Origin of the sequence: Pseudomonas sp. Pseusp97 (genome assembly GCF_047304025.1) — a bacterium.
GTDB lineage: Bacteria > Pseudomonadota > Gammaproteobacteria > Pseudomonadales > Pseudomonadaceae > Pseudomonas.
The window spans coordinates 1-10,035 of record NZ_JBGLYK010000207.1 but is presented as its reverse complement, the minus strand read 5'-3'; the positions used below and the strand labels follow the sequence as shown (position 1 = coordinate 10,035).

Sequence of the window (10,035 nt, the reverse complement as noted above, 5' to 3'; positions counted from 1 at the left end):
CTACTGGTCGCCGCAGCCGCAGCTGGACTTCGGCGTGGCGCTGCGCGGCAAGGCCACGGCGGCGCTGGATATTTCCGACGGGCTGCTCGCCGACTGCGGGCACATCGCCCGCGCCTCCGGCGTGGCGCTCGTCGTCGAAGCCGACAAACTGCCCGCCAGCCCGGCGCTGGAAGCCCTGCTGGGACCCGAGCGCGCGTTGCAGCTCAAACTGGGCGCTGGTGACGACTACGTGCTGGCCTTCACCCTGCCGCCCGAGCACCTGCCGGCACTTTCCGCGAACTGGCCGGCATTGTGTGTGGTCGGTAGGGTGGAAGCCGGTTCCGGCGTCCGCGTGCTCGATGGCAGTGGTGCCGACATCACGCCGCGTCAGGGCGGCTACCTGCATTTCATGGAGTGACCGTGACAGAACACCCCAACCAGGCCCCGGCCCAACCCGTACCTCATTCGGTCTGGAGCAATCCCTGGCACTTCCTGGCCTTCGGCTTCGGCTCGGGCACCCTGCCCAAGGCGCCGGGCACCTGGGGCTCGCTGGTTGCGCTACCCTTCATTCCGCTCTGGCAGATGCTGCCGGACTGGGGTTACTGGCTGATGCTGGGCGTCACCATGCTGTTCGGCTTCTGGCTGTGCGGCAAGGTCGCCGACGATCTGCGGGTGCACGACCACGAAGGCATCGTCTGGGACGAGATGGTGGGCATGTGGATCACCCTCTGGCTGGTGCCGGAAGGCTGGTGGTGGCTGCTGATCGGTTTCGTTGTGTTCCGCATCGTCGATATTTCCAAGCCCTGGCCGATCAGCTGGATCGACCGCAACGTCCACGGCGGCGTCGGCATCATGCTCGATGACGTGCTGGCGGGCGTGTTCGCCTGGCTGGTGATGCAGGGCCTGACATGGGGTTGGGCTCACTGGCTGATCTGAGGAAGATCGATGCGCCGACTGCTGTGCCTGCTCTCCTGCCTGTTCTGGCTGCCGGCGCTGTCCATGCCTGCGGCCCAGGCCGCCGACACGGCTGCCCCTGCGCATTCCGGAGTTCCCGCACAGATCCGCGTGGTCAGCGAGGTCTGGGTCAACTACACCCAGGCCGATGGCCGAGGCCTGGCCTGGGACCTGCTGCGGGCCATCTATGAGCCCGAGGGCGTGCGCCTGAGCCTGCGCAGCGAGCCCTACGTACGCTCCGTCGGGTTGGTGCAACGTGGCGAGGCGGATGCCTGGGTCGGTTCCTACCGCAATGAAATCGAACACATCGTCTATCCGCACTGGCCCTATGACGTCGACGCCATCGGTGCGCTGGGCCTGAAGACCTCTCCCGAACCCTCCCTGGCCACGCTGGATCGCTATCGCCTGGCGTGGATGCGCGGGTACGCCTTCGATCGCTACCTGGACCATCTCAAGCAGCGCAACGAGCTGCAGCGGCGCAGTTCCGCCCTGCCGATGCTCGACGGCCACCGTATCGACTACTTCATCGATGCGCGGCCCGAGCTGGAGGAAATGATCCAGGCCAAGGACGTCGACGCCAGCGCGTACCACATCACCGACGTCGGCACGATTGCGCTGTATCTTGGCTTCGCCAACAACGAACGTGGGCGGGCGCTGGCGAAGCTCTATGATTCACGCATGCAGGCGCTGTATCGCAGCGGCGAACTGGAACGCATCTTCGCTCGCTGGCACTGGCCCTACGCCCCGCTGAAACCCCTGCTGCCGCCCAAGGAGTGATCGCATGCGCCTGTCCGCCCTGATCTGCCTGTCCCTCTGCTCCGTCGCTGCCTTCGCGGCGCCCCAGATCCTGGTGGTGGGCCTGTTTCCCGGCGCCGCGGTGCTCAACATCGACGGCCAGCGCAAGCTGGTGAAGGTGGGGCAGACCGGCCCGGAAGGCGTGCAGGTGGTCAGCGCCGACAGCCACAAGGCGGTGCTGCGTGTCGGCGGCGTCGAGCAGACCTACGAGCTGAGCCGCGAGTACAGTGGGGCCGGCTATGCCGCGCCCTCGGCCCGTACCGAGATGGGCATCGCCCGTGGCACTGGCGGTCATTACTGGGTGGCCGGCACCATCAACAACCAGAACGCACAGTTCCTTGTGGATACCGGCGCCACCTCGGTGGCCATGAACGAAGGCCAGGCACGACGCCTGGGCCTCGACTACCGGGCCAGCGGCACGCCGATGATGGCTTCCACCGCCAGCGGCACCGCCAAGGGCTGGCGGGTCACGCTCAACAGCGTGAAGCTCGGCGGCGTGGAAGTACTCGGCGTAGAGGCAATCGTCCTGGAAGGGGAATTCCCCACCGAGATACTGCTCGGCATGAGTTATCTGAACCGCGTCGGCTGGCGCGAAGACCAGGGCATGATGTACATCCAGGCCAAGCACTGATCGCGTGGCCTCCGCCGGCGGCTTCTATCAAAAGCATCGATGCTTATCTTGCAGAATTCGCAATGACGGTGCGGCCGGCGCTGCTGTTACAATGCCGGTCCTCCTTCCTTAGATAAATCTTTCAGGAGTTTCCGGTGTCTGTCGTTTTCGTCGCCGCCTCCAAGCTGCCCACCCCCTTCGGCGAATTCACCATGCATGGCTTCCTCGACGAGGAAACCGGCAAGGAACACGTCGCCCTGACCATGGGCCAGCTCGACGACGGCCAGCCGGCGCTGGGGCGTCTGCATTCCGAATGCCTCACGGGCGACGCGCTGTTCAGCCTGCGCTGCGACTGCGGTTTCCAGCTCGAGGGCGCCTTGTCGGCCATCGCCGAGGAAGGCCGCGGCGTCCTGCTGTACCTGCGTCAGGAAGGCCGCGGCATCGGCCTGCTCAACAAGATCCGCGCCTACGCCCTGCAGGATGAAGGCGCGGATACCGTGGAAGCCAACCTGGCCCTGGGCTTTGGCGCCGACCAGCGCGACTACGCCATGTGCCTGCCGATGCTCAAGCACCTGGGCGTCTGCTCGCTGAAGCTGATGACCAACAACCCGCGCAAGGTGAAGGCGCTGGAAGGCTACGGCCTGACCGTCGCCGAGCGCGTGCCGCTGCAGAAGGGCCTGAACCCGCACAACAAGCGCTACCTGCAGACCAAGGCAGGCAAGCTGGGCCACATGCTGGGCAACATGCACCAGGGCGAAGCCGAGGCCGAGGCATCCGCTTCGTGAACCGCGCCGCCGCCCGGCGCCGGCTGAATCTGCTGTGGTGGTTGCTGCTGGCGCTCGCGCTGGCGCCGCAACACCTGATGCTGGCGCTGGTGGGCGAGGCGCCCGGACCGGAATCCCTGGCCACGCCGGTATTCGTCGCCGGCCTGTTGTCGATGTTCCTCACGCTGCCGTTGTTCCGCCGTTACAAGCATGCGCTGATTGCCACCGGCAAGGCCCGCGACAGCGCGGATGAGCCCGCCGCCTGGCAGGTGCTGGGCGCCGCGCAGCGCCGTGGCGCATTGGTTGGCAGCCTGCCGGCGTGGATCGGCGCCCTGGCGGTGCTGGTCGACCTGCATGGCGTGCCCGTGCTGCTGCTGGGCTTCGCCAGCCTGGTCATCCTCTGGCTGTACCGCCTGCCGCGCCAACTGGCCTGATGCGCCGCCTTCTCTGCCTGCTCCTGCTGCTCGCCGGTCTGCCTGTCGTAGCGGCGGAACGGGTAGTCAGCCTGGCGCCCTCGCTCACCGACATGGTCCTCGAACTGGGCGCCGCCGACCGGCTGGCCGGCCTGCTCGATGGTGGGCCGCGTCCCGAGTCCCTGAAAGACCTGCCGTCCGTCGGCCGCTACGGCCAGGTCAATCTCGAACAGATTCTCGCCCTGCAGCCCGACCTGCTGCTGGTCTGGCCCGGCGCCGTGCCCGAAGCGCAGCTGCAACGGCTGGAGGCCGTGGGCATTCCGGTCTATGTGGCCGATCCGCACCGTCTTGAGGATATCTCCCGGCAGTTCCGCGAACTGGGCGAGCGCCTGGGGCGGGCGGAGAAGGGGCGGGAGCTGGCAGAAACCTTCGATGCGCGCATGGCGCAACTGCGTGCGCAGTACCGGCGCGAGCAGCCGCTGCGGGTGTTCTATCAGGTCTGGGATCGCCCGCTCTACACCGTCGGTGGCCGGCAGATCATCAGCGAGGCGCTGGAAGTCTGTGGGGGGCGAAACCTGTTTGCCGATCTCGACCTGCCGGCACCGCAGGTCGGCCAGGAGGCCGTGCTGGCGCGCGATCCCCAGGTGATCCTGGCAGCCGGCGAAGACCAGTTGCACGGCTGGACCGGCATGCAGCAACTCAGCGCCACGCGGCTCAAGCAGCTCTGGGGGGTGCCGGACCGCAACCTGGAGAAGCCCAGCTTCGCGATGCTCGAGGCTACCGAGAAGCTCTGTCGGATGCTGGCCGGGGCCAGGGCCAGCGACTGAGCCGGCCGGGGTTCGCGAGCAAGCTCGCTCCTACAGATAACCGGAAACGCCGGAGTGGCTCTTCGTATCTGGGTGGTGCCGGATCGCAACCTGGAGAAGCCCAGCTTCGCGATGCTCGAGGCTACCGAGAAGCTCTGTCGGATGCTTGCCGGGGCCAGGGCCAACAACCGAGCTGGGCCGGGGTTCGCGAGCAAGCTCGCTCCTACAGATAACCGCAAACGCCGGAGTGGCTCTTCGTAGGAGCGAGCTTGCTCGCGAACAGCCATGCACAGGCGCTCCCGCACGGCGCGATCCCCGTAGGGCGCATAACCCGGAACGGGTATCCGCCAACGCGGCGGATAACGCCGTAGGCGTTATGCGCCCTACGGGAACTACCGGATCAGAAGCCTTCCAGCACGATCTTGCCCTTGGCCGTGTTGCTTTCCAGCAGCGCATGGGCGCGGCGCAGGTTGGCGGCGTCGATCCTGCCGAAGTGCTCGCCCAGGGTGGTCTTCAGCACGCCGCTGTCGATCAGCCCGGCCACGCGCTGCAGCAGTTTGTGCTGCTCGATCATGTCGTCGGTCTGGAACATCGAGCGGGTGTACATGAACTCCCAGTGCAGCGACAGGCTCTTCTGCTTGAGCAGGCGCACGTCGAGGTTTTCCGGGTCGTCGATCAGCGCCAGGCGGCCCTGCGGGCGCAGGCTGGCGACGATTTCGGCCAGGTGCTGCTCGGTCTGGTTCAGGCTGGCCACGTGGGTGACTTCGCCGACGCCGATGCGCTTGAGCTCCTCGCTCAGCGGCTTGCGGTGATCGATCACATGGTGCGCGCCGAGGTTGCGCACCCATTCCTGGGTTTCCGGACGCGAAGCGGTGCCGATCACGGTCATGCCGGTGAGCTGGCGCGCCAGCTGGGTGAGGATCGAGCCAACGCCGCCAGCGGCGCCGACGATCAGCAGGCTCTGCCCGGCGCTGGCCTGGCCCTCGGCCACCTGCAGGCGGTCGAACAGCAGTTCCCAGGCGGTGATGGTGGTCAGCGGCAGGGCGGCGGCGTGGGCGAAGTCCAGGCTCTGCGGCATCGGGCCGACAATGCGCTCGTCCACCAATTGCAGTTCGGCGTTGCTGCCGGGGCGGGTCAGGTCGCCGGCGTACCAGACCTTGTCGCCCGGCTTGAACAGGCTGACCTCGCTGCCCACCGCGCGGACCACGCCGGCGGCATCCCAGCCGAGCACCTTGTACTGGCCTGCGGCGGGCTGGGCGCGCTGGCGCACCTTGGTGTCCACCGGGTTGACGGAGATGGCACGCACTTCCACCAGCAGGTCGCGCGGGCCGGGGGTGGGTTCGGGGAGCTGGATGTCGAGCAGCGAATTGACGTCGTTGCTGGGCAGGCTCTGGGTGTAGCCGATGGCTTTCATGTTCTGTCCTTACTCAATGCGGTTCATCAGGCGGATATCGAGTTCCGCGAGGTCAGGTTCGGCGGCCTTCACGAAGGCCTGGAAGTGCGGGCTGGCCTCGTGCTCGGCCAGGGCCTCCTCATCGCGCCACTGCTCGATCATGTAGATCAGCTCGGCGTCCTTGATGTCGCGGTGCAGGTCGTACTGCAGGCAGCCGGCCTCGGCACGGGACGGCGCGAGCATGCCGTGCAGGCGCTCCTGCAGGCTGTCGGCGCGGCCGGGCTTGGCGCGAATGATGGCGATCAGGGTCAGGCTCATCCGTGTATCTCCAGTGGGGCGGGGTAGGTGAGGGCATGCTGCTCTCTTTCGCCGGGAAGAAAAACCGCGTAAGTAGAGAGTCTCTTTCAAAGGATTTTTGAAAATGCTGCGTTTCGACGACCTGCAGATCTTCGTCCGCACCGCCGAGCGCGGCAGCCTCTCCGCCGCCGCCCGCGAGCTGGAACTGTCGCCGGCAGTGGCCAGCGCGGCGCTCAAGCGCCTGGAAAGCGAGCTGGACGTGCGCCTGTTCGCCCGCTCCACCCGCAGCCTGCGCCTGACCGCCGAGGGCGAGTTGTACCTGGTTCACGCGCGTGCCGCGCTGCAGAGCCTGGACGACGGCCGCCAGCTGCTGGCCGGCGGCAAGAGCGAGATCGCCGGCAACTTCCAGGTTTCGGCGCCGTCGGACTTCGGCCGCAACGTGCTGCTGCCCTGGCTCGACGAGTTCCAGGCGCTGCACCCGCGGATGAACCTGCGCCTGCTGATCAGCGACCGCCAGGCCGATCTCTACCGGCAGCCGGTGGACGTCGCCTTCCGCCTCGGCCTGCCGGGGGATTCGAACCTGGTGGCGCTGCCGCTGGCGCCGGACAATCGCCGGGTACTCTGCGGCGCCCCGGACTACTTCGCCCGCCACGGCAAGCCGACGCACCCGGACGAGCTGCAGCGGCACAACTGCCTGCTGTACATGCTGGGAGGGCGTGCCCACGAGCGCTGGCGCTTCAGCGACAGCCGCAGGCAGCACGAAGTGACGGTGCGGGGAGACCGCCTCTGCGACGATGCCGACGTGGTGCGGCGCTGGGCCGTGGCGGGGCAGGGGCTGGTCTACAAGTCCTGGCTGGACGTCGCAGCCGACGTGCACGCCGGCCGGCTGGAAGTGGCGTTGGCGGACTACCTGGGCGAGGCCACGCCGATGAACCTGTTCTGTACCCACCGCGCCCAGCTCAGCCGGGCGGTGACCCAGCTGCGCGAGTTCGTCCAGTCGCGCTGCGCCGGGCTGATGCGCGAGCGCCCCTGGGCCTGAGTCAGAGCGGCGTGTAGCGGTGGATCGCCGCCGACAGGCCCCAGGCGCTGGCGATGGCCAGCAGCACCATGGCGGTCGGCAACAGGCTCCACCAGATGCGCGGCGCCAGGGCCGGCAGCTCGTTGCGACGCTGGCTTATCCACAGGCTGGCGGCGCACACCGAGGCGCCAAGCAGCGCGCCGGCGATGATGTCGCTGGGCCAGTGCGCGCCCAGGTACACGCGGGACATGGCGATGCTGGCGGCGGGAATCACCGCCAGCAGCATCCAGGTCAGGCGCACGCGTGGCGATTTCTCGCGGCTGGCCAGCACGCCGAGCACCAGGAAGAAGGCGAAGGACGCCGAACTGTGCCCGCTGGGCATGCTGAAGGCGGACAGCGGGTCGGCGATCACTTCCGGCCGTGCGCGGCTGAACAGGTGCTTGAGCGTGGTGTTGAGCAGTGCCGTGCCGACCATGGTGGCGGCCGCAAAGATCGCGTGGCGCCACAGTCGCAGCGCCGCCAGCAGCACCGCCAGCAGCGCGCCGGCGATGAACTGGGTGCGGAAGTCGCCGACCCGGGTGACGGCCACCATCACATCGTCAAGCCAGGCGTGGCGGTGTTCCTGCACCAGCGCCATCAGGCCCTTGTCGAGGGCATCCAGGTAGGGCCAGCCGATCAGCATGGCGATGAGCAGGGCGAAGCAGCCAATGGCGCCGATCAGCGGGGCGTTGCGCTCCTTGCGCAGCTCGGCGTGGATGATCAGCGCAAAGACCACGGCGATACAGGCGGCGACCACCCCGGCCTCGGGCCAGAAGCCCTCGGGCAGCGGCAGGCGCATCGCCGCGCCCGTGGCCCAGCCCGGCACCAGGTAGGCGATGGACCAGCCGGCGGCGGCGATGACCGAAACGCCGAGGAAGCGACCGAAGGGCATGTCCAGCATGCCGGCGACCATGGGTAGGAATGGCCGCAGCGCACCGATGAAGCGGCCCACCAGCAGGCTGGCGACGCCGTAGCGATGGAAGAAGCCCTCGGCGCTGGCAATCCATTCCGGATGATGGCGCAGCACCGGCAGCCGGCGGATGTCCTGGTGGAAGTGACGGCCGATCCAGTACGACGAGAGATCGCCGAGCAAGCCGCCGAAGAACGCCAGCGCCAGGGTTTCCCCCAGCCCCAGGGCGCCGCTGCCGGCGAGCACGGCGATGGCGAAGAGCATCACCACGCCCGGCAGGATGATGCCGATGATGGCGGCGCATTCGAGGAAGGCGACCAGGAACAGGACCAGGGCGAGCCATTGCGGGTGGGTGGCCATCCAGGTGTTGAAGGCGGCGAGATCGATCATCGGATGGAGTCGTCCTGAGGTCCGAGCAGGTGGTAGTCACGGCCTTCGACCTGTCCGCGGCGCATGGGGTTGCGTGTGCAGAAGGGGGCGAAGGCGGCGTCGACGAAACGGTATTGCAGGTGTTCGTCGCGGCCATGGGGAATCCCCAGGCGCGCGGCCTGGATGACTTGCGAGGGCTGCTCGCCAAGGTCGTCGACGAACAGGTGCTGCGGGTCAAAGCGCTGGGCGTCCCAGTCCGGCACTTTCAAGCCCATCGAGCGGCAGAGCAGGGTCTGGCCGGAGCACAGCTTGCCCAGCGCGCGCTCGCTGCCGTCGGCGGCGGGGTTGAGCTGGCGCATGCAGGCCAGCGAAGCATCGCCGGAGATGCGGTCGAGCCAGGGATGGCCGGACTTGATCAGCACCGCGTTGCCCGGCCCGCCGGCGCTGAAGTTCAGCGAGTCGCCGCCGCGCGCGTAATACATGTAGATGTGGCCGCCATCGAGGAACAGTGCCTTGCGCTTCTCGGTGTAGCCCAGCGAGGCGTGGCTGCCCTTTTCGTCCAGGTAATAGGCCTCGGTCTCGATGATCCGCGCGGACAGCCACAGGTCGCCGAGCCGATGGCGGATCACCTTGCCCAGCAGGTCGCGGGCGACGGTCAGGGCGTCGCGGTTGAAGAAGGCGTCCGGCAGCGGGTTGGCGCCGGGCCAGGGCAAACTTAGGTTGGGTTCGGCGGGCATTGGATTGTCGCGGTTCTCGGGCCGGTCTTAGGCTGGCGAATCATAACAACAAGAATCTTAAGCATGGCTGAACGGATCCGGGCCGACAGCGCCCACATCACTCCCAGCGCGCACTACACCGGTTACGTCTGGTATCGCCACCAGTTGGCCGACCCGGCCTTCGCCACAGCTTTCGGACGCTGGGTGCACGGCTGCGTGGCTCCGATCAACTGGGGGGCGCGGATCGGCTTCGGCCTGAACATCGAAGACTTCCTGCTGCAACGCCATCTGCTCATCGACGCCCGGCTGACCCAGGCCATCGAGTCACGCGGTGTGACCCAGGTGGTGGAGATCGCCTGCGGGCTGTCGCCCCGTGGCCGGCGTTTCCGCGAGCGCTACCCCCAGCTGACTTACCTGGAAGCCGACCTGCCGCCCATGGCCGCGCGCAAGTCCGCGCTGCTGCGGGAACAGGGCTGGCTGGACGGCAAGCACCGGGTGCGGGCTGTGGATATCCTCGCCGAAGAGGGCGAGCAGAGCCTGGCGGCGCTGCTCGGCGAGCTGGACCCGGACCGCCCGGTGGTGGTGATCACCGAAGGGTTGGTGAACTACTTCCAGCGCCCGGTGATCGAGGGCTTCTGGCGCCGCCTGGCCGCCGCCCTGCGGGGGGTCCCGGAAGCGACCTACCTGACCGAACTCTACCCCGACCTGCGCGAGCACCCGCGCTACCGGCAGATCCGCTGGGGCGTCGGGTTGATCGGCCGGCTGACCCGAGGCGGTTATCCGCTGCATTACCGCAGCGCCGACGAGATCGAGCAGGCGTTCACCGGCTGTGGGTTCGGCCGGGTGGCGGTGCTCGATCCGCAGGTGGATGGCGTGGGGCTGGGATTGCCCAAGGGGCGGATGCCGAGTCTGGTGCGGGTGATCGAGGCGCGGGTTTAGGTTCCGGGCTGGGCAGGGCGGTTCGCGAGCAAG

At 67.8% G+C, this 10,035-nt stretch carries 13 protein-coding genes; 9 read left to right on the top strand and 4 right to left on the bottom strand.

Annotated elements, in window-relative coordinates; translation table 11 throughout:
- The 7 genes from ACCC94_RS24200 to ACCC94_RS24170 form a co-directional block, all read left to right on the top strand.
- A partial coding sequence (locus ACCC94_RS24200) for a thiamine-phosphate kinase (protein ID WP_413352146.1) occupies positions 1–397 on the top strand: 397 nt, incomplete at its 5' end.
- Between the two features lie 2 nt (positions 398–399).
- Entirely contained in the window at positions 400–915 is a 516-nt protein-coding gene (locus tag ACCC94_RS24195) for a phosphatidylglycerophosphatase A (protein ID WP_413352145.1), read from the top strand.
- Positions 916–924: 9 nt separating this feature from the next.
- Positions 925–1,710 carry a substrate-binding periplasmic protein gene (locus tag ACCC94_RS24190; RefSeq protein ID WP_413352144.1) on the top strand — a complete coding sequence of 262 codons (786 nt, stop codon included), beginning with the start codon at positions 925–927 and terminating at the stop codon, positions 1,708–1,710.
- Positions 1,711–1,714: 4 nt separating this feature from the next.
- Positions 1,715–2,359 (top strand): TIGR02281 family clan AA aspartic protease, encoded by a 645-nt coding sequence (locus tag ACCC94_RS24185; RefSeq protein ID WP_413352143.1) that lies wholly within the window; start codon positions 1,715–1,717, stop codon positions 2,357–2,359.
- A 134-nt stretch (positions 2,360–2,493) separates the two neighbouring features.
- A complete protein-coding gene (ribA, locus tag ACCC94_RS24180) occupies positions 2,494–3,123 on the top strand; it encodes a GTP cyclohydrolase II (protein ID WP_413352142.1) in 630 nt (209 codons plus the stop codon).
- Positions 3,120–3,536, top strand: a complete 417-nt coding sequence (locus tag ACCC94_RS24175; protein WP_413352141.1) for an MFS transporter — start codon at positions 3,120–3,122, stop codon at positions 3,534–3,536. Before ribA ends, ACCC94_RS24175 begins: the two co-directional genes overlap by 4 nt.
- The gene (locus ACCC94_RS24170; protein WP_413352140.1) at positions 3,536–4,342 is read left to right on the top strand and encodes a cobalamin-binding protein; all 807 of its coding nucleotides are present in this window, start codon (positions 3,536–3,538) and stop codon (positions 4,340–4,342) included. The genes ACCC94_RS24175 and ACCC94_RS24170 overlap by 1 nt, the downstream gene beginning before the upstream one ends.
- 379 nt (positions 4,343–4,721) lie before the next feature.
- Here ACCC94_RS24170 and ACCC94_RS24165 read toward each other — a convergent pair whose 3' ends face one another.
- Together ACCC94_RS24165 and ACCC94_RS24160 are read right to left on the bottom strand one after the other, a co-directional pair.
- Positions 4,722–5,735, bottom strand: coding sequence for a zinc-binding alcohol dehydrogenase family protein (locus ACCC94_RS24165; RefSeq protein WP_413352139.1), 1,014 nt, complete (start codon positions 5,733–5,735; stop codon positions 4,722–4,724).
- Between the two features lie 9 nt (positions 5,736–5,744).
- Positions 5,745–6,032 carry a putative quinol monooxygenase gene (locus ACCC94_RS24160; protein ID WP_413352138.1) on the bottom strand — a complete coding sequence of 96 codons (288 nt, stop codon included), beginning with the start codon at positions 6,030–6,032 and terminating at the stop codon, positions 5,745–5,747.
- A 103-nt stretch (positions 6,033–6,135) separates the two neighbouring features.
- Here ACCC94_RS24160 and ACCC94_RS24155 point away from each other — a divergent pair, with 103 nt between their 5' ends.
- Positions 6,136–7,050, top strand: coding sequence for a LysR family transcriptional regulator (locus ACCC94_RS24155; protein ID WP_413352137.1), 915 nt, complete (start codon positions 6,136–6,138; stop codon positions 7,048–7,050).
- Position 7,051: 1 nt separating this feature from the next.
- Here the strand turns inward: ACCC94_RS24155 and ACCC94_RS24150 are convergent, their stop codons facing one another.
- Together ACCC94_RS24150 and ACCC94_RS24145 are read right to left on the bottom strand one after the other, a co-directional pair.
- Positions 7,052–8,368: a bifunctional DedA family/phosphatase PAP2 family protein gene (locus ACCC94_RS24150; RefSeq protein WP_413352135.1), complete on the bottom strand. Its 1,317-nt coding sequence runs from the start codon at positions 8,366–8,368 to the stop codon at positions 7,052–7,054.
- Positions 8,365–9,084: a DNA-3-methyladenine glycosylase gene (locus tag ACCC94_RS24145; protein ID WP_413352134.1), complete on the bottom strand. Its 720-nt coding sequence runs from the start codon at positions 9,082–9,084 to the stop codon at positions 8,365–8,367. Before ACCC94_RS24145 ends, ACCC94_RS24150 begins: the two co-directional genes overlap by 4 nt.
- A gap of 63 nt (positions 9,085–9,147) precedes the next feature.
- On the opposite strand from ACCC94_RS24145, the gene ACCC94_RS24140 reads away from it, so the two are divergent.
- Positions 9,148–10,002 carry a class I SAM-dependent methyltransferase gene (locus ACCC94_RS24140; protein WP_413352133.1) on the top strand — a complete coding sequence of 285 codons (855 nt, stop codon included), beginning with the start codon at positions 9,148–9,150 and terminating at the stop codon, positions 10,000–10,002.
- Positions 10,003–10,035: the final 33 nt, after the last annotated feature.

Coding starts and splice junctions, on each gene's coding strand:
- ACCC94_RS24190 (WP_413352144.1), top strand. CDS start 925: ATGCGCCGACTGCTGTGCCTGCTCTCCTGCCTGTTCTGGCTGCCGGCG.
- ACCC94_RS24185 (WP_413352143.1), top strand. CDS start 1,715: ATGCGCCTGTCCGCCCTGATCTGCCTGTCCCTCTGCTCCGTCGCTGCC.
- ACCC94_RS24170 (WP_413352140.1), top strand. CDS start 3,536: ATGCGCCGCCTTCTCTGCCTGCTCCTGCTGCTCGCCGGTCTGCCTGTC.
- ACCC94_RS24165 (WP_413352139.1), bottom strand. CDS start 5,735: ATGAAAGCCATCGGCTACACCCAGAGCCTGCCCAGCAACGACGTCAAT.
- ACCC94_RS24160 (WP_413352138.1), bottom strand. CDS start 6,032: ATGAGCCTGACCCTGATCGCCATCATTCGCGCCAAGCCCGGCCGCGCC.
- ACCC94_RS24155 (WP_413352137.1), top strand. CDS start 6,136: ATGCTGCGTTTCGACGACCTGCAGATCTTCGTCCGCACCGCCGAGCGC.
- ACCC94_RS24150 (WP_413352135.1), bottom strand. CDS start 8,368: ATGATCGATCTCGCCGCCTTCAACACCTGGATGGCCACCCACCCGCAA.
- ACCC94_RS24145 (WP_413352134.1), bottom strand. CDS start 9,084: ATGCCCGCCGAACCCAACCTAAGTTTGCCCTGGCCCGGCGCCAACCCG.
- ACCC94_RS24140 (WP_413352133.1), top strand. CDS start 9,148: ATGGCTGAACGGATCCGGGCCGACAGCGCCCACATCACTCCCAGCGCG.